At 73.2% G+C, this 23,534-nt stretch carries 23 protein-coding genes and 1 riboswitch; of the genes, 11 read left to right on the top strand and 12 right to left on the bottom strand.

Annotation, left to right across the window (positions count from 1 at the left end):
• Positions 1–8 precede the first annotated feature (8 nt).
• From CHR28_RS16400 to CHR28_RS16390, 3 genes are all read right to left on the bottom strand, one after another.
• The gene (locus CHR28_RS16400) at positions 9–188 is read right to left on the bottom strand and encodes a hypothetical protein (RefSeq protein ID WP_094054383.1); all 180 of its coding nucleotides are present in this window, start codon (positions 186–188) and stop codon (positions 9–11) included.
• A 96-nt stretch (positions 189–284) separates the two neighbouring features.
• A complete protein-coding gene (locus CHR28_RS16395) occupies positions 285–1,160 on the bottom strand; it encodes an undecaprenyl-diphosphate phosphatase (protein WP_094054382.1) in 876 nt (291 codons plus the stop codon).
• A gap of 159 nt (positions 1,161–1,319) precedes the next feature.
• Complete coding sequence (locus tag CHR28_RS16390) at positions 1,320–1,790, bottom strand: winged helix-turn-helix transcriptional regulator (RefSeq protein WP_094054381.1); 471 nt, start codon at positions 1,788–1,790, stop codon at positions 1,320–1,322.
• Positions 1,791–1,883: 93 nt separating this feature from the next.
• On the opposite strand from CHR28_RS16390, the gene CHR28_RS16385 reads away from it, so the two are divergent.
• Entirely contained in the window at positions 1,884–3,053 is a 1,170-nt protein-coding gene (locus tag CHR28_RS16385; RefSeq protein WP_094054380.1) for a thiolase family protein, read from the top strand.
• Positions 3,054–3,075: 22 nt separating this feature from the next.
• Here the strand turns inward: CHR28_RS16385 and CHR28_RS16380 are convergent, their stop codons facing one another.
• Complete coding sequence (locus CHR28_RS16380; RefSeq protein ID WP_094054379.1) at positions 3,076–3,867, bottom strand: TVP38/TMEM64 family protein; 792 nt, start codon at positions 3,865–3,867, stop codon at positions 3,076–3,078.
• A 334-nt stretch (positions 3,868–4,201) separates the two neighbouring features.
• On the opposite strand from CHR28_RS16380, the gene tuf reads away from it, so the two are divergent.
• Both tuf and CHR28_RS16370 read left to right on the top strand, forming a co-directional pair.
• Positions 4,202–5,371 carry an elongation factor Tu gene (gene tuf / locus CHR28_RS16375; protein ID WP_094054378.1) on the top strand — a complete coding sequence of 390 codons (1,170 nt, stop codon included), beginning with the start codon at positions 4,202–4,204 and terminating at the stop codon, positions 5,369–5,371.
• A gap of 84 nt (positions 5,372–5,455) precedes the next feature.
• Positions 5,456–6,301 carry a spermidine synthase gene (locus CHR28_RS16370; protein ID WP_094054377.1) on the top strand — a complete coding sequence of 282 codons (846 nt, stop codon included), beginning with the start codon at positions 5,456–5,458 and terminating at the stop codon, positions 6,299–6,301.
• Here CHR28_RS16370 and CHR28_RS16365 read toward each other — a convergent pair.
• Positions 6,263–7,588 (bottom strand): MFS transporter, encoded by a 1,326-nt coding sequence (locus tag CHR28_RS16365; protein WP_179272465.1) that lies wholly within the window; start codon positions 7,586–7,588, stop codon positions 6,263–6,265. The two genes, CHR28_RS16370 and CHR28_RS16365, sit on opposite strands and share 39 nt — an antisense overlap.
• Before the next feature lie 25 nt (positions 7,589–7,613).
• Entirely contained in the window at positions 7,614–8,618 is a 1,005-nt protein-coding gene (locus CHR28_RS16360) for a hypothetical protein (protein WP_094054375.1), read from the bottom strand.
• A gap of 175 nt (positions 8,619–8,793) precedes the next feature.
• Between CHR28_RS16360 and CHR28_RS16355 the strand changes: the two genes are divergently transcribed.
• Positions 8,794–9,246 carry a DUF4442 domain-containing protein gene (locus CHR28_RS16355; RefSeq protein WP_179272464.1) on the top strand — a complete coding sequence of 151 codons (453 nt, stop codon included), beginning with the start codon at positions 8,794–8,796 and terminating at the stop codon, positions 9,244–9,246.
• A 172-nt stretch (positions 9,247–9,418) separates the two neighbouring features.
• Here the strand turns inward: CHR28_RS16355 and galU are convergent, their stop codons facing one another.
• Positions 9,419–10,384, bottom strand: a complete 966-nt coding sequence (galU, locus tag CHR28_RS16350; RefSeq protein ID WP_094054373.1) for a UTP--glucose-1-phosphate uridylyltransferase GalU — start codon at positions 10,382–10,384, stop codon at positions 9,419–9,421.
• Positions 10,385–10,645: 261 nt separating this feature from the next.
• On the opposite strand from galU, the gene CHR28_RS16345 reads away from it, so the two are divergent.
• The 3 genes from CHR28_RS16345 to CHR28_RS16335 all read left to right on the top strand — a co-directional run bounded on the left by CHR28_RS16345 (position 10,646) and on the right by CHR28_RS16335 (position 16,379).
• Positions 10,646–13,171, top strand: coding sequence for a beta-glucosidase family protein (locus CHR28_RS16345; protein WP_094054372.1), 2,526 nt, complete (start codon positions 10,646–10,648; stop codon positions 13,169–13,171).
• A 108-nt stretch (positions 13,172–13,279) separates the two neighbouring features.
• Positions 13,280–15,664, top strand: coding sequence for a phosphoketolase family protein (locus tag CHR28_RS16340; RefSeq protein ID WP_094054371.1), 2,385 nt, complete (start codon positions 13,280–13,282; stop codon positions 15,662–15,664).
• A gap of 73 nt (positions 15,665–15,737) precedes the next feature.
• Complete coding sequence (locus tag CHR28_RS16335) at positions 15,738–16,379, top strand: DedA family protein (protein WP_094054370.1); 642 nt, start codon at positions 15,738–15,740, stop codon at positions 16,377–16,379.
• A gap of 48 nt (positions 16,380–16,427) precedes the next feature.
• On the opposite strand, the gene CHR28_RS16330 is transcribed toward CHR28_RS16335, so the two are convergent.
• Complete coding sequence (locus CHR28_RS16330) at positions 16,428–16,955, bottom strand: gamma carbonic anhydrase family protein (protein ID WP_094054369.1); 528 nt, start codon at positions 16,953–16,955, stop codon at positions 16,428–16,430.
• 110 nt (positions 16,956–17,065) lie between these two features.
• Here CHR28_RS16330 and CHR28_RS16325 point away from each other — a divergent pair, with 110 nt between their 5' ends.
• Positions 17,066–17,863 carry an acyltransferase gene (locus CHR28_RS16325; protein WP_094054368.1) on the top strand — a complete coding sequence of 266 codons (798 nt, stop codon included), beginning with the start codon at positions 17,066–17,068 and terminating at the stop codon, positions 17,861–17,863.
• Between the two features lie 10 nt (positions 17,864–17,873).
• Here the strand turns inward: CHR28_RS16325 and CHR28_RS16320 are convergent, their stop codons facing one another.
• A complete protein-coding gene (locus CHR28_RS16320; RefSeq protein ID WP_094054367.1) occupies positions 17,874–18,731 on the bottom strand; it encodes a DMT family transporter in 858 nt (285 codons plus the stop codon).
• A gap of 97 nt (positions 18,732–18,828) precedes the next feature.
• Between CHR28_RS16320 and CHR28_RS16315 the strand changes: the two genes are divergently transcribed.
• Positions 18,829–19,401: a helix-turn-helix domain-containing protein gene (locus CHR28_RS16315; RefSeq protein WP_094054366.1), complete on the top strand. Its 573-nt coding sequence runs from the start codon at positions 18,829–18,831 to the stop codon at positions 19,399–19,401.
• Positions 19,402–19,444: 43 nt separating this feature from the next.
• Entirely contained in the window at positions 19,445–20,002 is a 558-nt protein-coding gene (locus tag CHR28_RS16310) for a YbaK/EbsC family protein (protein ID WP_094054365.1), read from the top strand.
• Position 20,003: 1 nt separating this feature from the next.
• Here the strand turns inward: CHR28_RS16310 and CHR28_RS16305 are convergent, their stop codons facing one another.
• Positions 20,004–21,116 carry a cation diffusion facilitator family transporter gene (locus CHR28_RS16305; protein ID WP_094054364.1) on the bottom strand — a complete coding sequence of 371 codons (1,113 nt, stop codon included), beginning with the start codon at positions 21,114–21,116 and terminating at the stop codon, positions 20,004–20,006.
• A gap of 61 nt (positions 21,117–21,177) precedes the next feature.
• On the opposite strand from CHR28_RS16305, the gene CHR28_RS16300 reads away from it, so the two are divergent.
• Positions 21,178–21,537, top strand: coding sequence for an ArsR/SmtB family transcription factor (locus tag CHR28_RS16300; RefSeq protein ID WP_179272463.1), 360 nt, complete (start codon positions 21,178–21,180; stop codon positions 21,535–21,537).
• A gap of 2 nt (positions 21,538–21,539) precedes the next feature.
• On the opposite strand, the gene CHR28_RS16295 is transcribed toward CHR28_RS16300, so the two are convergent.
• Together CHR28_RS16295 and CHR28_RS16290 are read right to left on the bottom strand one after the other, a co-directional pair.
• The gene (locus tag CHR28_RS16295; RefSeq protein WP_094054362.1) at positions 21,540–22,763 is read right to left on the bottom strand and encodes a 4-hydroxybenzoate 3-monooxygenase; all 1,224 of its coding nucleotides are present in this window, start codon (positions 22,761–22,763) and stop codon (positions 21,540–21,542) included.
• A gap of 65 nt (positions 22,764–22,828) precedes the next feature.
• Positions 22,829–23,257: a CoA-binding protein gene (locus CHR28_RS16290; RefSeq protein WP_094054361.1), complete on the bottom strand. Its 429-nt coding sequence runs from the start codon at positions 23,255–23,257 to the stop codon at positions 22,829–22,831.
• 83 nt (positions 23,258–23,340) lie between these two features.
• Positions 23,341–23,530, top strand: a riboswitch (cobalamin riboswitch).
• Positions 23,531–23,534 lie beyond the last annotated feature (4 nt).

The raw sequence follows: 23,534 nt of genomic DNA, 5'->3' as shown, positions 1-23,534 counted from the left end.
CGAGCCGGTCAGGCCGCCTTGACGACCGTGCCGCGGATCGCGGCGGCCCATTCGACGACGAGCAGCTCGTACTCCGCGCGCTCCTCGGCCGACAGGGTGCCGCCCGTGCGCCGCCACAGCGCACGGATCTCCTCGTTGACCTCGGCAGCGGAGCGCACGGAACCAGGGGTCACGAAATCGGGGGACATGCGGACAAGCCTAGGGGCAGCCACTGACAGGCCGCTACCGGACGGCTACCGGATTGCTATGCGGTTGGTCACGAGACGCGGCTCACACGCGCCGTCTCAGTGCGCCGGCTCACCCGCGTGCGGGCTGAGCGCACCCATGCTGACCAGGACGATGATGACGATGCCGAGCGCGATGCGGTAGTAGACGAACGGCATGAAGCTCTTGGTCGAGATGAACTTCATAAACCATGCGATCACCGCGTATCCGACGCCGAAGGCGATCACCGTGGCGAAGATCGTCGGCCCCCAGGAGACATGACCGCTCTCCGTCGCGTCCTTGAGCTCGAACAGCCCGGAGGCGAGCACGGCGGGGATGGCGAGCAGGAAGGAGTAGCGGGCCGCGGCCTCGCGCTTGTACCCCATGAACAGGCCGCCGCTGATGGTGGCGCCGGAGCGGGAGACGCCCGGGATCAGCGCCATGGCCTGGCACACGCCGTAGATCAGGCCGTCCCGGACGCCCAGGTCCGTCAGGGCCTTGCGCTGCTTGGGCGCGCGGTGCCGGCCGCCGTTCTCGTCGCGGGCCGCGAGCCGGTCGGCGATGCCCAGGACGATGCCCATGCCGATCAGCATGGTCGCGGTGATCCGCAGGTCGCGGAAGGGTCCCTCGATCTGGTCCTTCAGCGTCACGCCGAGCACGCCGATCGGGATGGAGCCGACGATGACCAGCCAGCCCATCCGGGCGTCCGGGTCGCTGCGCAGCGCCTTGTTCGTGAGCGAGCGCGTCCACGCCGAGAGGATCCGCCCGATGTCCTTGCGGAAGTAGATCAGCACGGCGGCCTCGGTGCCGATCTGCGTGATCGCCGTGAAGGCCGCGCCCGGGTCCTCCCAGCCCGAGAAGGCCGCCGTCAGACGCAGGTGCGCGCTGGAGGAGACGGGGAGGAACTCGGTCAGCCCCTGGACGAGTCCGAGGATGAGTGATTCGAACCAAGACATGAGGTAGCGGAGTCCAAGTGCCGATCGTGGGACGGACGACGGGCACACCGGGCCGCCGTCGCGAGGAACGGGGGATCATGTGTGCCGAGGGGGAAGCGTAGCGCCCTTGGGAGACCGCCCGGACACAGGGGTTTGGAAGCAGGCCCGGAGCGGAGCGGATCAGGCCGCGGCCGGTCCGGTCACGGTCCAGCCGGGAGCCTGCGGGCGCGCCGCGAGGTCCTCGTGGCGCACCTCGTCGCCGCAGGCCCGGCAGGTGACGACCGGGGCGAGGGCCTCGCCGCAGGAGTGCTCCAGGACCATCGGACGGTCGCCGTCCGCCCGCAGATGGCGGTCGCCCCACGCCATGAGGGTCAGCAGCACCGGCTCCAGTTCCAGCCCGGCCCGCGTCGGCCGGTACTCGAAGCGCTGCGGGCGCTCGCTGTAGAGCTCCTTGGTGAGGATCCCGGCGTCCACGAGCCGGCGCAGCCGGGTGGCGAGGATGTCGCGCGGAGCGCCGATGTTGCGCACCAGCTGGTCGAACCGGCCGTTGCCCAGGCACACCTCCCGCAGCACGAGCAGCGAGTACTTCTCGCCGACCAGCGCCAGGGTGTCGGCGATGGAGCAGGGGCGCGGATCTTTGCTGGCGGCCATGGGGCCCAGTCTACGAGAGGGTTGGATTTTCCAACCCTGCGGGATACCGTGAGTTCGGATTTCCTACTCACCAGTAGTCGTGGAGGCCCGCACATGCGTGACGCAGTCGTCGTCGAAGCCGTACGCACCCCGATCGGCAAGGGCAAGCCCAACGGCGCCCTCGCCCACGTCCACCCCGTGGAGCTCCTCGCCCACACCCTGCGCACCCTCGTCGAGCGGTCCGGCGTCGACCCGGAGCTCATCGACGACGTCATCGGCGGGACCGTCGACCAGGTCGGCGAACAGGCGATGAACACCACCCGCTACGCCGTGCTGTCCGCCGGCTTCCCGGAGTCTGTGCCCGCCACCACCGTCGACCGGCAGTGCGGCTCCTCCCAGCAGGCCGTGCACTTCGCCGCCCAGGGCGTCCTCTCGGGCGCCTACGACCTCGTCGTGGCCTGCGGGGTCGAGTCGATGAGCCGGGTGCCGATGTGGTCGAACGTGCCGCCGGGCGCGGACCCCTTCGGCCCCGGGGTCGCCGAGCGCTACCCCGAGGGACTCGTCCCGCAGGGCATCAGCGCCGAGCTCATCGCGGCCAAGTGGTCGATCGGACGCGAGCAGATGGACGCCTTCGCGGTCTCCTCGCACCGCAAGGCCGCCGCGGCCTGGGAGGCGGGCCTGTTCGACGCCGAGGTCGCGCCCCTGGAGGGCGTCACGCGCGACGAGTGCGTCCGGCCGGACAGCAGCACCGAGGTCCTCGCCGGGCTCAGGCCCGCCTACCACGACCCCGGCTTCGCCGAACGGTTCCCGCAGATCGAGTGGAACGTCACGGCGGGCAACGCCAGCCCGATCAACGACGGTGCCTCGGCGGTGCTCATCACGTCGAGCGAGACGGCGGCCCGGCTCGGGCTGCGGCCGCTGGCCCGGCTGCACAGCTTCGCCGTCACCGGCTCCGACCCGCTGCTGATGCTCACGGGCGTGATCCCGGCGACCGAGAAGGTGCTGCGCAGGGCCTCGCTCACCCTCGACGACATCGACCTGTTCGAGGTCAACGAGGCCTTCTCCAGCGTCGTCCTGGCCTGGCAGCAGGAGACCGGCGCCGCCCTCGACCGGGTCAACGTGCACGGCGGCGCCATCGCGCTCGGCCATCCGCTGGGCGCCAGCGGCACCCGGCTCACGACCACGCTCGTGCACGCCATGCGGGAACGGGGTGCCCGCTACGCGCTCCAGACCATGTGCGAGGCGGGCGGGCTCGCCAACGCCATGGTGCTGGAACGCGTCTGAGACGGCGGGCCGTGACGGCCCGTCAGAGTTGGCGCAGCCGGTGCCGCTTGCGCCAGGCCACCACCACGCCCGCCAGCGCGGGCAGGGCGATGCACGCCAGGGCGATCAGGAAGGCGGGGGACGTCGGCGTCGAGGCGCGGGCGCCGGCGACCACGTAGGCGGCGGTGTTCGGAATGGAGCCGAGGGCCGTGGCCAGCAGGAACGGCAGCAGGCCCATGCGGGAGACGGAGGCGCAGTAGTTCGCGGCCCAGAACGGCACGCCGGGGAACAGCCGGACCGCCAGCATCGAGCGGAAGCCGTGCCGGCTGAGCTGGCCGTCCGCCGCCTTCAGCCAGCGTCCGCGCAGCAGGGGCCGCAGCGCCTCCTGGCCCAGCGCACGGCCCAGGCAGAAGGCGATCCCGGCACCCAGCACCGTGCCGGCCAGGGCCACGCCGAGGCCGACCTGGGAGCCGAACAGGGCACCTCCGGCGAGATTCAGCAGCGGCCGCGGCACGAACGCCACGGTGCACACCCCGTACGCCACCGCGAAGACCAGCGCCGCGGCGGCACCGCTCAGCTGGGGCGGCCAGCCCTGCGTCAGCAGCCGCTGCGGCTCGAACAGCAGCATCGTGCAGGCGGCCCCGGCGAGCAGGGCGACCAGCAGGGACAGCCGTGACCAGGGGGAGAGCACCGCTCTCGTGCAACGGGCGGCGAAACCGGAGGAGACGGCGGGCGAGGCGGTCGTTGCCGGGGGAGCGGCGACGGCGAGCTCCGCGGTGGTGGCCCGGGGAGAGGCCGTGGCGGTGCCCCCAGAGCGGGTGGTGGCATCGAGCATCCGGTGACACTAACCGACAAATGTGTGTGATCGCCGTATGGTTCGTCTCACGACCGTCACAGGAACCCGGTCGCACCCCCTCTGCGCAGGGCGGACGAAAACCATTCGACGCACGATGCGCCGTCGGCGATGATCGACGTCATGTTCCGGCACGCCTTCGCCCTCGCAGCATCCGCAGTCGCGGATGCGCCGAAGGCTGCCGTCTCCGTTCTCGCGGCCGCTGTCGACGGCGCCCGAAGCTGACCCTCTCCGGATCGTCCGGCGGACCCCGCAGGGGGAGGGTCGGCGAGTTCTCGGGGTCCCAGTTCCTGCGAAGAGGCTTCGAGGTACCGCCATGCCCAAGACGGCATACGTACGCACCAAACCCCATCTGAACATCGGCACGATGGGTCATGTCGACCACGGCAAGACCACCCTGACCGCCGCCATCACCAAGGTCCTCGCCGACCGCGGCACCGGCGCGTTCGTGCCGTTCGACCGGATCGACCGGGCGCCCGAGGAGGCGGCGCGCGGCATCACCATCAACATCGCGCACGTGGAGTACGAGACCGACACCCGGCACTACGCGCACGTCGACATGCCGGGCCACGCCGACTACGTCAAGAACATGGTCACCGGCGCCGCGCAGCTCGACGGGGCGATCCTCGTCGTCTCCGCGCTCGACGGGATCATGCCGCAGACGGCCGAACACGTCCTGCTCGCCCGCCAGGTGGGCGTCGACCACATCGTGGTCGCGCTCAACAAGGCCGACGCCGGGGACGAGGAGCTGACCGACCTGGTGGAGCTGGAGGTCCGCGACCTGCTCACGGCGCACGGCTACGGCGGTGACTCCGTGCCCGTCGTGCGCGTCTCCGGACTCAGGGCGCTGGAGGGGGACCCGCGGTGGACGGCGTCGATCGAGGCGCTGCTCGACGCGGTGGACACGTACGTGCCGATGCCGGAGCGGTATCTGGACGCGCCGTTCCTGCTGCCGGTGGAGAACGTGCTGACCATCACCGGGCGCGGGACCGTCGTGACCGGGGCGGTCGAGCGCGGTGTGGTCCGGGTCGGGGACAGGGTCGAGGTGCTCGGGGCCTCCGTCGAGACGGTGGTCACCGGTCTGGAGACCTTCGGCAAGCCGATGGAGGAGGCGCAGGCCGGGGACAACGTGGCGCTGCTGCTGCGGGGGGTCCCCCGGGACGCCGTCCGGCGGGGGCACGTGGTGGCCGCGCCGGGGAGCGTCGTGCCCGGTCGGCGCTTCACCGCGCGGGTCTACGTGCTGTCCGCCCGCGAGGGCGGGCGGACCACGGCCGTCTCCAGCGGCTACCGGCCGCAGTTCTACCTGCGGACCGCGGACGTGGTGGGGGTCGTGGACCTCGGCGAGGCCGCTGTCGCGCGGCCCGGCGACACGGTGGTCATGACCGTGGAGCTGGGGCGGGACGTGCCGTTGGAGGCGGGGCTCGGGTTCGCCATCCGTGAGGGTGGGCGGACGGTGGGGGCCGGCACCGTCACAGAGGTGGGGTGAAGTAGTGGGGGCTGCGGGCCGTCCTGGGGCGGCCGGCAGTTCCCCACGCCCTTGCCGGGCGTCGTCCCCCCGCACAATGGAGGGGTGAAGGAAGCCATTCCCGTCGCCCGGTCCGTCGATCACGGGTTCGCCAAGCTCATGCCCGACGTCGACCGGGAGCGGGCCTGGCTGCTGACCGTGGACGGGGCGCCGCAGTCGTACGTCGACCTGGACGACCCGACGCACCTGGAGTTCGAGTACGCGCGGCGGCTCGGGCACGTGCTGGACGTCGCGGCCGAGCCGGGCCGGGCCCTGGACGTGGTACATCTCGGGGGCGGGGCGCTCACGCTGCCCCGCTACGTGGCCGTCACGCGGCCGGGGTCCCGGCAGGACGTCGTCGAGGCCGACCGGGGGCTGCTGGAGCTGGTCGCCGAGCATCTGCCGCTGCCGGCGGGCGCCCGGGTCGCGCTGCACACGGCGGACGCGCGGGCCTGGGTGGAGCACGCCCGCGCGGACTCGGCCGACGTGATCGTCGCCGACGTGTTCGGCGGTTCGCGGGTGCCGGCGCATCTGACGTCCGTCGCCTACGTGCGGGAAGCGGCCCGGGTGCTCCGGGGCGGCGGGGTCTACCTCGCCAACCTCCCGGACGCGGCTCCCTTCGGCTTCCTGCGGTCTCAACTCGCCACGTTGGCGACCGTGTTCGAGGAGCTGGTGCTGATTGCCGAACCGGGGGTGCTGCGAGGGCGCCGGTTCGGCAACGCCGTGCTCGTGGCCGGGCATCGGCCGGTCGACATCGCCGCCCTGACCCGGCTCGCGGCCGCCGACGCCTTTCCGGCCCGGGTCGAGTCCGGCGCCGGGCTGCGGAAGTTCATCGGCGGGGCGCGGGCGGTGCGGGACGAGGAGGCGGTGCCGTCACCCGAGCCCCCCGACGGGGCGTTCGGCATCGGCTGAGGGGCGCTCGGTGGCGCCCTTGGCCACCGGGGTGGTCCGGCGGCGCAGATTGCGCACGTCCGGGACGCACAGCACGGCCGCCGTGACCAGCACGACCAGTCCGGCGCAGCCCCACAGGGCCGCCGTACGGCCGAAGGCGTCCTCCGCCGGGCCGGCCGCCGCCGTGGCCAGCGGCACGAACGCCACGGAGCCGAACCAGTCGTAGGCCGTGACGCGGGAGAGCTTGGCCTCGGGGATCTCCTGGTGCAGGGCCGTCATCCAGGAGACGCCGAACACCTCGACCGTCGCCCCCGCGACGAACATCACCACGAACAGGACGCCGATCGGCACCGGGACGGCCAGCGCGGCCGACGGAAGGGCCAGGGGGAACACGCAAAGGGTGCCGGCGAGCAGCAGCCGGCGGGGCTTCCAGCGGGTCATCAGCAGGGCGCCGGCGACGGTGCCCGCGCCGAACGCGCCCAGGGCGAGGCCCCAGGGGCCCGCGCCGCCGAGGTGGTCCCGGGCGACGAGCGGGCCGTAGACGGCGTCGGCCGCCGCGACGACCGCGTTGGCGATGGAGAACTGCACGACGATGCCCCACAGCCAGGGGCGGCCGGCGAACTCCTCCCAGCCCTCGCGCAGATCGGCGAGCAGTCCGCCGCCCGGTTCCCGCGGCGGGATGTGACCGACGTCGAGGAAGGCGCGCAGCGCGCCGGCGACGGCGAAGGCCGCCGCGTCCGCGGCCAGCACCCAGCCGGGACCCATCGCGGCCACCATGGCACCGCCCAGCGCGGCACCGCCCAGACCGGCGCCCGACATCGCCATCCGGAACAGCGCGAAGGCGCGGCCCGCCTGCTCGCCCTGGACCGAGGACATCAGCATGCCCTCGGCGGCCGGGCCGAAGAAGGCCTGGCCGGTGCCGCCGAGCGCGGCCAGCAGCATCATCTGCCACAGCAGGGGGTCGCCGGTCAGCACGAGGACGGCGAACAGGGCCTGGGACACACAGTTCAGGGCGTTGGCCGCCACCATCACGTGATGCCGGGGCAGCCGGTCGGCGACCGCGCCGCCGATCAGCAGGAACAGCACCAGCGGCAGGGTCCGGGCCGCCGCCACCAGGCCGACGTCGCCGCCGTCGCCGCCCGCCTCCAGCACGGCGAACGCCGCCGCGACGAGCGCGCCGTTGCTGCCCAGGTTGGTGACGACCGCGGCGGCGGTCAGCAGGGAGTAGTTGCGGCCCGCCCAGGCGGGTCTGCGGGAGGTCGATATCGGCACCCGGTGACTATCGCCGGGCCGGGGCCGACTTGCCAAACGCCGCGTGGGCGGTCCGCGCCGGTCAGGACTCGGTGGGCGGTTCCTCGGTGAGGCGCACGGTGCTCAGGATCTTCTGGACGGTCGCCTCGGGCACCTCGTCCTTGACGCCCTTGGCGCCGAACAGGTTCCAGGTGACGAAGTCGCCCGCGCCGTTCTTGAAGGCGAAGGTGATCGCCTTGCCCTCGCTGTCGCACTTGCCGTTCTGCGGCGTGTTCTCCGAGTGCGCCGTGGCGACACTGCCCTTGATGCCCGACTTGGTGGTGTACGGCTTGGGCTTGGTGTACTTGACGCTCTTCTTGTCGGGCTGGGTGTAGCCGCCGAAGATCCACCACGGCACGCGCGTCTCGGCCGCCATGTCCGCGTTCTTCGCGCCGTTCTCTCCCCGGGTGCCGGCGGTGACGAGGGCGGTGTCCTCCTCGCGGCCGTCCTTGTTGTCGTCGCTCGTGCACCACTTGGACTTCAGATAGGCCGGGGCCGTGACCGTGGTGCGGTCCAGCTCGCCGTCCTTCTTCTCCCACTCGAAGCCCACGCTCGTGTCCTGGGAGTCGATCTCCCAGTCGGCCGGGACGTCGAACTTGGTGCCGAAGCGCGTGTTCACGACGACCTTCCAGCCCGGGACGGTCGCCTTCTCGCCCGGGCCGCCGCGCGGGTTGTCGTCGGAGGCGGAGGCGCTCGGCTCCGACTCCTTCGTGGCGCTGGGAGCGGGCTTCTTGCCCTTCTTCCCGTCCGCCGTGTCGTCCGAGTCGCCGCCCAGCACCAGGAAACCGGTGACTCCGGCCGCCACGACCACCGCCGTGGCCGCGATGATCGCGACCAGCTTCGTCCGGTTGCCGCCACCGCCGCCCTGCGGGGGCTGCGGCGCACCGGCCGGTGCGGGAGTGCCCCATTGCGGCTGCTGCCCATAGGGGTTGGGCTGCTGATAGCCCGGCTGCTGGTACGGATTCGGCTGCTGGTACCCCGGCTGCTGGTAGGGGTTGTTCGTCTGCGGGTTCTGCTCGCCCCCGGGCGGCTGCTGTCCTGGCCACATGGGCAGCAACCCTAGCCGCGCCCAGGACACGATTCGGTCACCGCCCGTGGACGGAGACGTAGCAACCCGGAGACGAAGCGGCGCGGACGGTTGCGCGGGCGGTTGCGCGGACGGGGGTGCGGCGCTCGTCACGCGGGCCTGGTCAGTCGCGTCTACTCGTGAGTAACATGCGGTCATGAGCGCAGACCAGATGTCCATCGGCGAGATGCTCGCCGCCACGGTGCCCATGGCCCGGACCCTGAACCTCGAGTTCCTGGAGACCACGCCGGAGCGCGCGGTGGTGTCCCTGCCGGACCAGAGCGAGTACCACAACCACGTGGGCGGCCCGCACGCCGGTGCGATGTTCACGCTCGGCGAGTCCGCGAGCGGCGCGATCGTGCTGGCCGCGTTCGGCGACCAGCTCTCGCGCGCCGTGCCGCTCGCCGTCAGTGCCGAGATCGGCTACAAGAAGCTGGCGATGGGGGCCGTCACCGCCACGGCGACCCTGGGCCGCCCGGCCGCCGAGGTCGTCGCGGAGCTGGACGCCGGCCGGCGGCCGGAGTTCCCGGTGTCCGTCGCCATCCAGCGGGCCGACGGCGCCGTCACCGGCGAGATGACGGTGGTCTGGACCCTGCGCCCCAACGGCTGACAGGGTCGTCGCGGGAGGTGAGCCCCGGGCGGTGAACCCCTGGACGATGAGCGCCCGGACTGCGAGCCCTCGGGCGAAGCGCCCGCCGGGCGGATCCCCCGGGGCGGATTGCCCTCCCGGGTGGTGAGTGCCGGGGCGGTGAGCCCCGGCCGCGTGTCGGGGCGCCCGTCCGTCAGGCCGCGCTGTTCCGGCGCAGGGGGGTCGTGCCGCCCAGCCCCGCGACGAAGTCCCTGAGCCAGGCCACGAACTCCGGGCCCAGGTCGGGTCGTGCGCAGGCCAGGCGGACCACCGTGCGCAGGTAGTCGGCCTTGTCGCCGGTGTCGTAGCGCAGGCCCCGGAACACGACGCCGTGCACCGTGCCGCCCGCGGCCAGTTCCTGCAAGGCGTCGGTCAGCTGGATCTCGCCGCCCCGGCCGGGCGGGGTGCGCTCCAGGACGCCGAAGACCGCCGGGTCGAGCACGTACCGCCCGATCACCGCGTACCGGCTCGGCGCGTCCTGCCGGGACGGCTTCTCCACCAGGCCCGTGACACGGACGACGTCCTCCTCGCCGGTCGGCTCCACAGCGGCGCAGCCGTAGAGGTGGATCTGCTCCGGCGGGACCTCCAGCAGGGCCACGACGCTGCCGAGGCGGCGGTCGCGGACCTCGAGCATCCGGCCGAGCAGGGACTCGCGCGGGTCGATCAGGTCGTCGCCGAGGAGGACCGCGAAGGGCTGGTCCCCGACGTGCCGGCGGGCGCACAGCACCGCGTGGCCGAGGCCGAGCGGGTCGCCCTGACGGATGTGGTGGATGCTCGCCAGCCGTGAGGGGTCGCGCACCGCGTCCAGCCGCGCGGTGTCGCCCTTGGCCGCGAGGGTCTGCTCCAGCTCGGCGGCATGGTCGAAGTGGTCCTCGATGGCCCGCTTGTGCCGGCCGGTCACCATCAGGACGTCGTCCAGTCCCGCCGCTGCCGCCTCCTCGACGACGTACTGGATGGCGGGCTTGTCCACGACCGGCAGCATCTCCTTCGGCGTCGCCTTGGTGGCGGGCAGGAAGCGGGTGCCGAGGCCGGCGGCCGGGACGACCGCCTTACGGACGGTACGGACGCTGCCGGCGGCGCGGGCCGCGCGGGCGGGGGCGGAAGGGTGCGGGGCGGTCATGCGGCCATGCTGGCGTGCCGGGCTGGGTGCGGGCCGGGAGCCGCATGGGAGCGCGCTGTGAAAGAGGAGATTTCGTGGACCGGCCGCCTTTCCGTGTGCACAAATCGGCGATCTGGGCGGCGGCTGTGGGCGTGCGAGGGTGTTCACTCGGGTGGCCACCGCCCCGGGTCGGACTCTGCCCATCGCCCGCCGCCGCAGGATCACCCGGCCGCCCGAGGTGTCCGGACAGGTGTCGGACCCTGTCCCGCTCATAGTGCGTGCATGACCGACACCGCCCCCCGATTCCCCCGGCGTACCGCCCTGAGCCTGCTCGGCGGCGCTGTCGTGCTCGCCGCGGCGGCGCCGCTCCGCGCCCACGCACGGGAGGGACACCCCACCCCCGCGCGGCCGGGACCGGCCGTCGCCGCGCGGGAAGAACACGGCCCGGAAGGAAACGGCCCCCACCGGAACGCCCGGGTCGAAGCGCTGCTCGCCCGTCTCACCCTGGACGAGAAGATCTCCCTGCTGCACGGCGCCACCGACCCGCGGCCGCTCGGGCAGGCCGGTTACGTGCCCGGGGTCGAGCGGCTCGGCATCCCCTCCCTGCGGCTCGCCGACGGTCCGGCCGGTGTCCGGGTCACCCGCCACGCCACGGCCCTGCCCGCCCCCGTGATGCTGGCCTCCGCCTTCGACCCGGACCTGGCCCGGCGCTACGGCCGTGTCATCGGACGGGAGGGCCGCGCGCTCGGCCAGGACGTGCTGCTGTCCCCGATGGTCAACCTCATCCGCACCCCGTACGCCGGTCGCAACTTCGAGACCTTCAGCGAGGATCCGCTGCTCACCGCCCACCTGGTCGCCGCCGAGATCGAGGGCATCCAGGGCGAGGGACTCATCGCGACGGTCAAGCACTTCGCCCTGAACAACCAGGAGCGCGACCGCATGACGGTCGACGTGCGCGTGGACGAGCGGACCCTGCACGAGACCGAACTGCGCGGCTTCGAAGCGGCCGTCGCCGCCGGTGCCGGGGCGGTGATGGGCGCGTACAACAAGGTCAACGGCACCCACGCCTGCGAGAACCAGGCCCTGCTCACCGGTGTCCTGCGCGAGCGCTGGGGCTTCACCGGGCTGGTGATGACGGACTGGTCCGCCGCCCACAGCACCCGTGAGGCGCTCGCGGCCGGCCTCGACCTGGAGATGCCCGACGGCACCCACTTCGGCGCACCGCTCACCTCGGCCGTGCGCGACGGGGGCGTGCCCGAGGCCCACGTCGACCGCGCCGTCCGCCGCGTCCTGGGCGTCATGGACCGCTTCGGGCTGCTCGACGGCACCGTCCCGCACCGCCCGGACCGGGACGCCGCAGCCGGGGCGGCCGTCGCCCGCGAGGTCGCCGAGGCGGGTGCCACCCTGCTGCGCAACACGGCCGGGACCCTGCCCCTGACCCCCGGCGGCAGCGTCACCGTGATCGGGCCGACCGGCGCCCGCCCCCTGGTCAGCGGCGGCGGCAGCGCCCATGTCGTGCCCGAGCACGCCGACAGCCCCCTGGACGCCGTCCGGGCGCGCGCCGCACGGGTGACCCACGCGCTCGGCGAGGACGTCTTCGGCAAACCCGTCCCGGCGAGCGCGCTCGACCCCGCCCTCGACACCGAGGCGCAGCGCGTCGAAGCCGGCCGGACCTGGCAGTACGACGGCACGCTCACCGTCGGCGCGACGGAGACCTGGACCCTCGTGCTGCACTACTCCGGCACACCCCCGCTGCGCCCACGGGTCCTCCTCGACGGGGAGGAACTGTTCCCGCTGCGGCCCGGCTGGGACGAGTACTTCACCGGCGGCCTGCTCACCCACGCGGACGACGGCCTCTCCGTACGCCGCAGGACCCTGACGCTCACCCGGGGCGGCCACCGGCTGTCCGTCACGGCGCGGGGCGGGGACACCGGCCTCCTGTTCCGCCTGCGCCGTATCACCGAGGAGACCCGCGCCCAGGACGTGCGGGAGGCCGTGCGGGCCGCCCGCGCCGCCCGGGACGTCGTCCTCTTCGCCTACGAGGACGCCATCGAGGGACAGGACCGCACGTCCGTCGCCCTCCCCGGCAACCAGGAGCGGCTGATCGAGGCCGTGACCGCGGCCAACCCGCGCACCACCGTCGTCCTCAACACCTCGTCCGCCACGTCCATGCCGTGGCTGGAGCGCACCGGTGCCGTGCTCCAGATGTACTACCCGGGCCAGGAGGGAGCCGCCGCGACCGCCGCCGTCCTGTTCGGCGAGCGGGACCCCGGAGGGCGCCTCACCCAGACCTTCCCGGCCGACGACGACCACCACCCCGTCGCCGGCGACCCGCGCCGCTACCCCGGCGTCGACGGCACCGAGCACTACACCGAGGGCGTGCACGTCGGCCACCGCTGGTACGACGCCGAAGGCGTGCGGCCGCTGTTCCCCTTCGGCCACGGCCAGTCGTACACCTCCTTCGCCTACCGTGACCCGCGGGCGCGCTGGACGGCCGACGGCCTCGACGTCGCCTTCACCGTGCGCAACACCGGCCCCCGCGAGGGCGTGGACGTGCCCCAGGTCTACGCCGGCCCGTCCCCGGACCTGCCCCTCGCGCAGCCGGTGCGGGTGCTGGCCGGCTACCGGCGGCTCGTGCTGCGGGCGGGGGAGGCGCGGCGCGTCACCGTGCGGGTGGAGCGGCGGACCCTGTCCTCCTGGGACCCGGAGCTCCACGACTGGGTGCTCGGCACCGGCCCGCGCACCCTGTGGATCGGGGCGTCGTCCCGCGATCTGCGGCTGCGCACGCGCGTACGCGTGGGTGGCTGAGACCGTACGGAAGCGGCCCGGCGGGAGCCCGGCCGAGAGGCGGCCGGCATCGAATCGGACCACACTGGTACTCCTCCTGGAGCCGTCGCAGAACCCAGGGAGTCACTCATGCCCGAGGCCCCGCGCCCGGAGAGCACGACCGCACCGACCGACGAGGAACTGCGCATCCTGGACGCCCACTGGCGGGCCGCCAACTACCTGGCGGCCGGTCAGATCTACCTCCTCGCGAACCCGCTGCTGACCGAGCCCCTGCGGCCCGAGCACATCAAGCCCCGGCTGCTGGGCCACTGGGGCACCTCGCCCGGGCTGAACCTCGTGTACACCCACCTCAACCGGGTGATCGGGCAGCGCGGTCTGGACGCCCTGTGCATCTGGGGCCCCGGGCACGGCGGGCCGTCGGTCCTGGCCAACTCCTGGCTGGAGGGCAGCTACAGCGAGAAGTACCCGGACGTCTCGCGGGACGCGCAGGGCATGGAGCTGCTGATGCGGCAGTTCTCGTTCCCCGGCGGCGTGCCGAGCCATGTCGCCCCGGAGGTGCCCGGCTCGATCCACGAGGGCGGCGAACTCGGCTACTCCCTCGCCCACGCCTACGGCGCCGCCCTGGACAACCCGGACCTGCTGGTCGCCTGCGTGATCGGCGACGGTGAGTCGGAGACCGGCCCGCTGGCCGGGTCCTGGCACGCCAACAAGTTCCTCGACCCGGTGCACGACGGGGCCGTGCTGCCCATCCTCCATCTGAACGGCTACAAGATCGCCAACCCGACGGTGCTGTCCCGGCTGCCCGAGCCGGAACTCGACGCCCTGCTGCGCGGGTACGGCCACGAGCCGATCCACGTCTCCGGCGACGACCCCGCGCAGGTGCACCGGCTCATGGCACACGCCATGGACACCGCGCTGGACCGCATCGCCGACGCCCAGCGCGCCGCCCGAGAACAGGGCGCGACCGAGCGCCCGCGCTGGCCCGTCATCGTGCTGCGCACCCCGAAGGGCTGGACCGGCCCCGCCGAGGTCGACGGCCAACCGGTCGAGAACACCTGGCGGGCCCACCAGGTGCCGCTGTCCGGCGTCCGCGACAACCCGGACCACCTGCGGCAACTGGAGGCCTGGCTGCGCTCCTACCGCCCCGAGGAGCTGTTCGACGCACAGGGCCGCCCCGTCGCGGACGTCCTGGCGCCGATCCCCGAGGGCGACCGCAGGCTCGGCGCCACCCCGCACGCCAACGGCGGACTGCTCGTCCGTGACCTGCCGGTCCCGTCCCTCGACGACTTCGCCGTCCCCGTCGACAAGCCGGGCGCGACGACGCACGAACCCACCCGGGTCCTCGGCGACCTGCTCGCCCGGATCATGCGGGACACCTCCGGCCACCGGAACTTCCGCCTGGTCGGTCCGGACGAGACGGCCTCCAACCGGCTGCAGGCCGTGTTCGACGCGAGCGGCAAGGCCTGGCAGGCCGGGACCCTCGACGTCGACGAGCACCTGGACCCGCACGGCAGGGTGATGGAGATCCTCTCCGAACACCTCTGCCAGGGCTGGCTCGAGGGCTATCTGCTCACCGGGCGGCACGGGCTGTTCTCCTGCTACGAGGCGTTCGTGCACATCGTCGACTCGATGGTCAACCAGCACATCAAGTGGCTGCGCACCTCCCGCCGCCTGCCCTGGCGCGCCCCGATCGCCTCGCTCAACTACCTGCTCACCTCGCATGTGTGGCGGCAGGACCACAACGGCTTCTCGCACCAGGACCCCGGTTTCGTCGACCACGTGCTGAACAAGAGCCCGGAGGTGGTGCGGGTGTATCTGCCGCCGGACGCCAACACGCTGCTGTCCGTCGCTGACCACGCCCTGCGCAGCCGCGACTACGTCAACGTGATCGTGGCCGGCAAGCAGCCCTGCTTCGACTGGCTCACCATGGACGAGGCCAAGGTGCACTGCGCCCGCGGTGCCGGCATCTGGGAGTGGGCCGGCACCGAGGACGGCGGCGAGCCCGATGTCGTCCTGGCCTGTGCCGGTGACGTGCCCACGCAGGAGACCCTGGCCGCCGCGCACCTGCTGCGCAGGTACCTGCCCGAGCTGTCCGTCCGGGTGGTGAACGTCGTAGACCTGGCCCGGCTGCTGCCCCAGGAGGAGCACCCGCACGGGATGAACGACTTCGAGTACGACGGCCTGTTCACCACCGACAAGCCGGTGATCTTCGCCTACCACGGCTATCCCTGGCTGATCCACCGGCTCGCCTACCGCCGCGCCGGTCACCGGAACCTCCACGTGCGCGGCTACAAGGAGGCCGGCACCACGACCACGCCGTTCGACATGGTCGTGCGCAACGACCTGGACCGGTACCGCCTGGTCATGGACGTCGTCGACCGCGTCCCGGGCCTCGCGGTGCGCGCCACGGCCGTGCGCCAGCGGATGGCCGACGCCCGCACCCGCCACCACGCCTGGATCCGCGAGCACGGCACCGACCTGCCCGAGGTCGCCGAGTGGAGCTGGAACGCCTGAGTCACGAGTGACGTCCTCCCAGCCGGTAGGCTTCCCGGGGGCCCGCAGGGAAGCACAGGGAGAGGAACCGGCTTTGCACGTCCAGGAATGGCTCGAAACCGTACCCGCGGTCGCCGTCTACGCGCTGGTCGGCGTGGTCATCGGCCTGGAGAGCCTGGGCATCCCGCTGCCGGGCGAGATCATCCTGGTCTCGTCCGCGCTGCTCGCCTCCCAGCACGGGGACATCGACCCCGTCGTCCTCGGCGCCAGCGCCACGGCCGGTGCGATCATCGGCGACTCGATCGGCTACGCCATCGGCCGCAAGGGCGGGCGGCCCCTGCTGGCCTGGCTGGGCAAGAAGTTCCCGCGGCACTTCAGCGAGGGCCACATCGCCACCGCCGAGCGCTCCTTCGAGAAGTGGGGCATGTGGGCCGTCTTCTTCGGCCGCTTCGTCGCCCTGCTGCGCATCTTCGCGGGCCCCCTGGCCGGCGTGCTGCGCATGCCGTACTGGAAGTTCGCCATCGCCAACGTCCTCGGCGGCATCCTGTGGGCCGGCGGCACGACGGCGGTCATCTACTACGTGGGCGTCGTCGCGGAGTCCTGGCTGAAGCGCTTCTCGTGGCTGGGCCTGGTGGCGGCGGTCCTGGTGGGCCTGACCTCCATGCTGCTGATCAAGCGCAGGGCGAAGAAGGCGAACCAGAACCTGGAAGCAGCGGCGGAGCCTCAGGTTCCCTGAGGGGCAACGGCGCGATCAGCCCCCGAGGCGCCGCACCCGCCGCACCGCCTATGCGTGCACATCCCGGTGCGCCTTCGCCAGCTCGGCGTACATCGTGCCGTTCAGGGTGACGCCCTGCCGCTCCTCCTCCGACAGCTCCCGCCGGACCTTCGCGGGGACCCCGGCGACCAGCGACCCGGGCGGCACGACCATCCCCTGCGGGACCAGCGCCTGCGCGGCGACCAGCGACCCGGCGCCGATCACGGCCCCGTTCAGCACGGTCGCCCCCATGCCGATCAGGCAGTCGTCCTCGACCGTCGCCCCGTGCACCACCGCGTTGTGCCCGATGGAGACCCGCTCGCCGACCGTGACGGGAAAGCCCGGGTCGGCGTGGAGCGTGCAGTTGTCCTGCACGTTGCTGCTCGCCCCGACGGAGATCGACTCGACGTCCCCGCGCAGCACGGCCCCGTACCAGACACTCGCGCCGACGCCCAGCGTCACGCCGCCGATCACCGACGCCGTCGGCGCCACGAACGCCGTCTCGTCGATCTCCGGCTCCCTGCCGCCGATCCCAGTGATCATCGCCCGCTGTGCCATGCCCGCCTCCTGAGATGTCGTGGACACCCCGCACCGTACGCCACGCGGTAGGGCGAAGATCACAGGCCCTCGGCCCGCTGCGCGCTCGGTCCGCTGAGTACGGTGAGCTCGTGCCGAAGCGCAAGAACACGTTCTCATCCTGGCGGCGGGGCCTCACACAGCGCGCCGTCCACGCGGGCTGGGCCTGGCTGCAGCGCACGGCCTCCGTGACCGCCGAACACCCGGGGCGCTACCGCTTCGGCGCGATGGGAACAGGTACCAGGCTGGCGTTCCCGCTCGGCACGGTCTTCGGCGAGCCCTGGATCCACCTCGGCTCCCACTGCATCATCGGCGAGCAGGTCACCCTGACCGCCGGTCTGATGCCGGACCTCGACCTCGGCCCGGACCCCATCCTGCGCATCGGCGACGGCGTCGTCCTGGGCCGCGGCAGCCACGTCATCGCGGACACCACCGTCACGATCGGCAGCGACTGCTACTTCGGCCCGTACGTGTACGTCACGTCCACGAACCACTCCTACGACGACCCGCACCAGCCGATCGGCAAGCAGTGGCCGCGGATGGAGCCGGTGGAGATCGGCACCGGCTGCTGGATCGGCACGGGAGCGGTGATCCTGCCCGGGGCGCGGATCGGGCGGAACGTGGTGGTGGCCGCGGGCGCGGTGGTGCGGGGCGCGGTGCCGGACCACGCGGTGGTGGCGGGCGCGCCGGCCCGCGTCGTACGGCGCTGGACCCCGGCCGACGGCTGGCAGCCGCCGCTGCGCACCCCGGCGCCGGTGCCGATCCCGGAGGGCGTCACCCCCGAGCAGTTGCGGGCGCTGTCGGAACTCGACGAGGAGACGGCGGCCCGGCTGGCCGAGCTGGACGAGGAGGCGGCGGCCGGTCTCGCGGAGCTGGAGCCGGGCTCCTGAGCCGGCCGGCTCAGCCCGACGCCAGCAGGACCGTCCCGACCAGGGCCAGTCCCGCGCCCGCGGCCTGGATCGCCCGCAGCCGCTCGCGCAGGAACCCCCGCGCGGCCACGGCCGTCACCACCGGGTAGAGCGAGGCGAGGACGGCCGCCACGGTGACCGGGCCCTGCTGGGCCGCGATCGAGTAGGTGCCGTTGGCGGCGACGTCCGCGAGGCCGACGAAGGCGAGGGCCGGCAGCGTGCGCCACGGGAAACCGTCCGCCGGGAGGGCGGGCGCGCCGCGCCGCACCGAGACGTACAGCGCCAGGCCGCCGGCGGCGACGTTGGTCACCCGCTGCACGAACAGCGCGAGGAACAGGCCCGTCAGCGTCGTCGAGGCCTCGGCGATCAGTGCCATCACCGCGCCGAAGCCGAACGCCGCGAGCAGGGTCAGCGCGATGGCCTGGCGCTGCACCGGAGCGCCCCGGAACTGGGGCCCGCCCGCGAGGCAGACCCCGGCGACGGCCACCAGGATGCCCACGAACTGCAGCAGGCCGGGACGCTCGCCCAGCACCAGACCCACCCCGACCGGCACGGCCACGCCGATCGAGCCGAGCGGCGAGACCACGCCCATGGGGCCCAGCGCGAGCGCCTTGTAGAAGGCCAGCATCGCCACCGGCCCGACCAGACCCGCCGCCACGGCGAACCACAGCTGCGGGCCCGCCTCGCTCCAGCCGCCGGTCGCCACGACGACCACGCCCAGCACGGCCACCGCGATCGACTGGGACACGACGACCACCGTGAGCGCGGGCGTGCGCCGGGTCAGCAGACCGCCGCCGAAGTCGGCCAGCCCCCACAGCACGCTGGTGGCCAGGGCGAAGAGCGCTGTCATGGGACTCGGGCCTCGCAGTACAGTTCAGTGAACGATCAGGTCAACCACACCATAGTGCATCCTGTTGCACTGTGTCATACAGAATATTGGACGGAATGTGTCGGACCTCGACCTGCTGACCCAGTCCCTGGCGCGCAGCGTCAAGCACTGGCGCGCGGTGCGCGGCTTCACCCTGGACGTGCTCGCCGCCCGCGCGGGCGTCAGCCGCGGCATGCTCATCCAGATCGAGCAGGCCCGCACCAACCCCAGCCTCGGCACCGTCGTCAAGATCGGCGACGCGCTCGGCGTCAGCATCACCACCCTGCTGGAACACGAGCAGGGCCCGAACGTCCGCATCGTCCCCGCCGAGCAGGCCGTACGGCTGTGGCACACCGACGCCGGCAGCTACAACCGGCTGCTCGCCGGCACCGAGGCGCCCGGCCCGCTGGAGATGTGGGACTGGCGGCTCATGCCCGGCGAGAGCAGCGCCTCGGACCCGCACCCCGCCGGCACGACCGAACTGCTCCACGTCACGGCGGGCGAGCTGACGCTCACCGTCGACGGTGTCGAGCACCGCGTCCCCGCGGGCGCGACCGTCCACTTCGAGGCCAGCGTCTCCCACACCTACGGCAACACCGGCGAGGTGCCGATGGAGATGGTCATGGCCGTCTCGGTGCCGCCCGTGCCCTGAGACGACCGGCCGAAGGCGGCCGGAAGTTGTTAGCGTGCGGCCCATGCGCGCACCCATCGGACACTTCGACGACGCCCGCCCGGCGCCCCACTGCCTCGACGAACTCACCGGCCCGGTCGCCGAGGCCGTACGCCACTGGCAGGGTGCCGTCCCGGCCGAGCGGATCCTCTACGTGGACACCGAGCCGGAATGGGCCGACACGGCCACCTTCGTGGAGCACTACGGCCGCGAGCTGCTGGAGCAGTCCGCCAACTGCGTGGTGGTCTCCGGCAAGCGCGGCGGCGAGACCACGCTCGCCGCCTGTGTCGTGCTGTCCACCACGCGGGTCGACGTCAACACCACCGTGCGCCGCCGGCTCGGCGCCCGCAAGGCGTCCTTCGCCCCCATGGACACGGCGACCGGCGAGACCGGCATGGAGTACGGCGGCATCACCCCGCTCGGCCTGCCGGACGGCTGGCCCGTGCTGGTGGACGCCGCCGTCGTCGACCTGCCGTACGTGCTCGTCGGCAGCGGCCGGCGGCGCGGCAAGCTCCTGGTGCCGGGCAAGGCGTTCGCGGAACTCCCGGGCGCGGTGGTCCTGGAGGGGCTCGGGCTCTCCTGACCTACGCCGCCGTGTGGTGCGCGAGCGGCAGATGGGGGTCGCTCTCGCCGGGGGCCGGTTCCGGGTCGGCGTGCACCAGCGCCGCGGTGAGGCGGGGCACCGCGTGCAGCAGCGCGTGCTCGGCGTCGACGGCGATCCGGTGGGCCTCGCGCACCGTCGCCTCGCCGTCCACCACGACCGCCACCTCGGCGCGCAGCCGGTGGCCGATCCAGCGCAGCCGCAGCTCACCCACCCCGCGCACGCCGGGGACCCCGGCCAGCGCCCGCTCGGCCCGGTCGACCAGGGCCGGGTCGACGGCGTCCAGCACCCGCCGGAACACCTCCCGTGCCGCGTCCCGCAGGACCAGCGCGATCGCCGCCGTGATGGCCAGGCCGACGAGCGGGTCGGCCGACTGCAGGCCCAGCGCCGAGCCACCGGCGCCCAGCAGCACGGCCAGGGACGTGAAACCGTCCGTGCGGGCGTGCAGCCCGTCGGCGACCAGCGCTGCCGAACCGATCGCGCGGCCCACGCGGATGCGGTAGCGGGCCACCCACTCGTTGCCCGCGAACCCCACCAGCGCGGCCACGGCGACCGCCGGGACATGCTCCACCGGTCGGGGGTCGAGCAGACGGTCGACCGCCGTCCATCCGGCGAAGACCGCCGACGCGGCGATCGTCAGCACGATCACCAGGCCCGCCAGGTCCTCGGCGCGGCCGTAGCCGTAGGTGAAACGGCGCGTGGCCGCCCGCCGCCCCAGCACGAACGCGATGCCGAGCGGCACGGCCGTCAGCGCGTCCGCCGTGTTGTGCACCGTGTCCCCGAGCAGCGCCACCGAACCGGAGGCGGCCACCACGAACGCCTGCGCCAGCGCCGTCGCGCCGAGCACCGCGAGCGAGACCCACAGCGCCCGCATCCCGCGCGCCGAGGACTCCAGGGCAGAGTCGACCTTGTCGGCCGTCTCGTGGGAATGCGGGGTGAGCAGGTGCCCCAGGCGGTGGCGCAGACCGTGCCGGTGGCCGTGGCCGTGGTCGTGGTCGTGGCCGTGATCGTGACCAGGGTCGTCGTCATGACTGCGGCCACGGTGATGGGCGTGGTCGTGGTCGTGGGGGTGGGAGTGCTCGTGCCGGTCGCTCACGGGGGTCCCTTCCGGTGCGGGTGAGTGGACGCGTGCGCGTCCCTGGCGCCATTATGTGCGTATGAGCGCACGCATGCACCTGTCACCTGCGCACCATGCGCACCCGCGCAGCCCCGGCGAGGAGCAGTTCGCGCTCGCCGCCGAACTCCTCGCGCTGCTCGGCGACCGGACCCGGCTCGCCCTGCTGCACGCCCTGACCGGGGGAGAGGCCGACGTCACGACGCTCACCGAGGCGTGCGGGGCGGCCCGTCCGGCCGTCAGCCAGCACCTGGCGCGCCTGCGGCTCGCGGGCCTGGTGAACACCCGGAAGGAAGGCCGCCGGGTCGTCTACTCACTGCGCGACGGCCATCTGCGCAGGCTCGTGGACGAGGCGCTGAACGTGGCCGATCACCGGCTCGGCGACCATCCCGCGCACGACTGAGGTCAGTACCGCGCGGCCGTCCCCAGGTACTGCTCGGCGAAGGCGGCCGCCGCGGCGGGCGAGGTGAACAGGCGGCGCAGCCGGGCCAGCGTGGTGCCCGCGCGGAACGGATCGCCCGCCGCAGTGCCGTGGTACACCTCGGACAGCCAGTGGGAGAACTCCTGGTAGTCCCACACGCGCCGCAGACTTGCCCGGGCATAGCCGGCCAGACCGCCGTCCTCACCCCGGGTCAGACGGTCCACCAGGGCGTCACCCAGCAGGAAGGCGTCGTGCAGGGCGAGGTTCATGCCCTTGGCGGCGATGGGGGCGACCAGGTGGGCCGCGTCGCCGGCGAGGTACAGCCGGCCGTGCACCAGGGGCTCCACCACGTAGTCGTGCATGTCCAGCACGCGCTTCTCGATGAGCCGCCCCTCCGTCAGTGGCGGCGCGCCGGACGCCCCGAGCCGCTCCCGGAGCTCCGCCCAGACGCGCTCGTGCGGCCAGTTCTCCGGATCGTCGCCCGGCGGGCACTGCAGGTAGTAGCGGGTCACCTCCGGGCTGCGCGGCATCTGCCCGGCGAAGCCGCGGGCATGACAGCCGAACAGCACGCAGTCCGTGGACGGCGGGGCCTCGGCCAGCAGGGCCAGCCAGCCGATGCCGTAGTCGTGCCGGGCGATCCGCACCCGGTCCGGGGGCAGCGACGCCCGGGTCACCCCGCGCGCCCCGTCGCACCCGGCGACGAAGGCGGCCCGCACGACCTGCCGTTCACCCGTGTCGGGGCAGACGTACGACACCGAGGGCCGGTCGGAGTCGAGGTCGTGGAGCCGTACGTCCCGGACGCCGAAGCGGATCTCGCCGCCGCGCACGTCGGCGTACTCGCGGACCAGGTCCGTCACGAGCAGCGGCTGCGGGTAGACGAAGTGGTGGCTGCCCGTCAGTTCGCCGTAGGGGAAGCGGTAGCGCTCCCCGTCGAAGCGGAACTCGCAGGCGGTGTGCAGTTCCGCCCGGTCCAGCAGGTTGCGGGCGAGGCCGCGTTTCTCCAGGCCCCGCACGGCCCATTCCTCGATGACCCCGGCCCGGGGCCGCTGTTCGATGAACTCCCGGGTCCCGGTCTCCAGCACCAGGCAGTCCACCGAGGCGGCCCGCAGGATGTTCCCGACGGTCAGCCCCGCGGGGCCGGCGCCCACGACCACGACCGGGAAGCGTGCTGGGGCGCCGGAGCCGGCGAGCGGCGGGAGCTCGGTCATGCCGCTCATTATGGAGGCCGGCCCCGGGGGACGGGCACGTTCGGGGCGCCCGTCCGGGAAGCGCCTCAGGAACCCTGCGCGCCGCCCTGGGGAAGCCGCGGGATCTCGATCGCCGGGCAGCGGTCCATCACCATCTCCAGACCGGCGGCGCGGGTGCGCTCGTACGCCGCCTCGTCGACGACGCCCAGCTGGAACCAGACGCCCTTGGCGCCCTTGGCGACCGCCTCGTCCGCGACGGCTCCGGCGAGCTCGCTGTTGACGAAGACGTCCACGACGTCCACGTCGAAGGGGATGTCCGCCAGGCTCGCGTACCCCTGCTCGCCGTGCACCGTCTCGGCCTTCGGGTGCACCGGCACGACGCGCTTGCCGAAGCGCTGGAGCACGGCCGCGACGCCGTACGCCGCGCGCTGCCGGTTCGACGACAGGCCCACCACGGCCCAGGTGTCGCCGAGCTCGTTGAGGATCCTGCGGACCGTTGCCTCGTCGCCGTACACCGGCGGCCTCCTCGGAACGTCGTGAACGAAGTGCTGTCCCGGCAACGACGCGGGACGCGCGGTGATTCCCCGCCGAGCCGCCGTGATAGCTTGCCGAGGCCAGTCGAACCCATGTACGTGGGTCAGGGAATCCGGTGCGAATCCGGAACTGACGCGCAGCGGTGAGGGGGACGGGCGGGGCCTCGGCCACTGGACTCCTGCACGGACGTCCGGGAAGGCGCTCCGTTCCGGGTGAACCCGAGTCCGAAGACCTGCTGGCGGCCCCCGCGGCCGGTGC

This window comes from Streptomyces sp. XY006 (assembly GCF_002237655.1).
Classification (GTDB): Bacteria; Actinomycetota; Actinomycetes; order Streptomycetales; family Streptomycetaceae; genus Streptomyces; species Streptomyces levis.
Note: the sequence above shows the minus strand (reverse complement) of the source record. Positions and strands in the feature narration are given on the sequence as shown.

Excerpts from the sequence above, each read along its gene's own strand:
- CHR28_RS16320 (WP_094054367.1), bottom strand. The coding sequence starts at position 18,731 with ATGACAGCGCTCTTCGCCCTGGCCACCAGCGTGCTGTGGGGGCTGGCC.
- CHR28_RS16295 (WP_094054362.1), bottom strand. The coding sequence starts at position 22,763 with ATGACCGAGCTCCCGCCGCTCGCCGGCTCCGGCGCCCCAGCACGCTTC.
- CHR28_RS16310 (WP_094054365.1), top strand. The coding sequence starts at position 19,445 with ATGCGCGCACCCATCGGACACTTCGACGACGCCCGCCCGGCGCCCCAC.
- CHR28_RS16380 (WP_094054379.1), bottom strand. The coding sequence starts at position 3,867 with ATGCTCGATGCCACCACCCGCTCTGGGGGCACCGCCACGGCCTCTCCC.
- CHR28_RS16390 (WP_094054381.1), bottom strand. The coding sequence starts at position 1,790 with ATGGCCGCCAGCAAAGATCCGCGCCCCTGCTCCATCGCCGACACCCTG.
- CHR28_RS16360 (WP_094054375.1), bottom strand. The coding sequence starts at position 8,618 with ATGTGGCCAGGACAGCAGCCGCCCGGGGGCGAGCAGAACCCGCAGACG.
- CHR28_RS16395 (WP_094054382.1), bottom strand. The coding sequence starts at position 1,160 with ATGTCTTGGTTCGAATCACTCATCCTCGGACTCGTCCAGGGGCTGACC.
- CHR28_RS16385 (WP_094054380.1), top strand. The coding sequence starts at position 1,884 with ATGCGTGACGCAGTCGTCGTCGAAGCCGTACGCACCCCGATCGGCAAG.
- CHR28_RS16330 (WP_094054369.1), bottom strand. The coding sequence starts at position 16,955 with ATGGCACAGCGGGCGATGATCACTGGGATCGGCGGCAGGGAGCCGGAG.
- CHR28_RS16345 (WP_094054372.1), top strand. The coding sequence starts at position 10,646 with ATGACCGACACCGCCCCCCGATTCCCCCGGCGTACCGCCCTGAGCCTG.
- galU (WP_094054373.1), bottom strand. The coding sequence starts at position 10,384 with ATGACCGCCCCGCACCCTTCCGCCCCCGCCCGCGCGGCCCGCGCCGCC.
- CHR28_RS16355 (WP_179272464.1), top strand. The coding sequence starts at position 8,794 with ATGAGCGCAGACCAGATGTCCATCGGCGAGATGCTCGCCGCCACGGTG.
- CHR28_RS16340 (WP_094054371.1), top strand. The coding sequence starts at position 13,280 with ATGCCCGAGGCCCCGCGCCCGGAGAGCACGACCGCACCGACCGACGAG.
- CHR28_RS16400 (WP_094054383.1), bottom strand. The coding sequence starts at position 188 with ATGTCCCCCGATTTCGTGACCCCTGGTTCCGTGCGCTCCGCTGCCGAG.
- CHR28_RS16300 (WP_179272463.1), top strand. The coding sequence starts at position 21,178 with ATGAGCGCACGCATGCACCTGTCACCTGCGCACCATGCGCACCCGCGC.
- tuf (WP_094054378.1), top strand. The coding sequence starts at position 4,202 with ATGCCCAAGACGGCATACGTACGCACCAAACCCCATCTGAACATCGGC.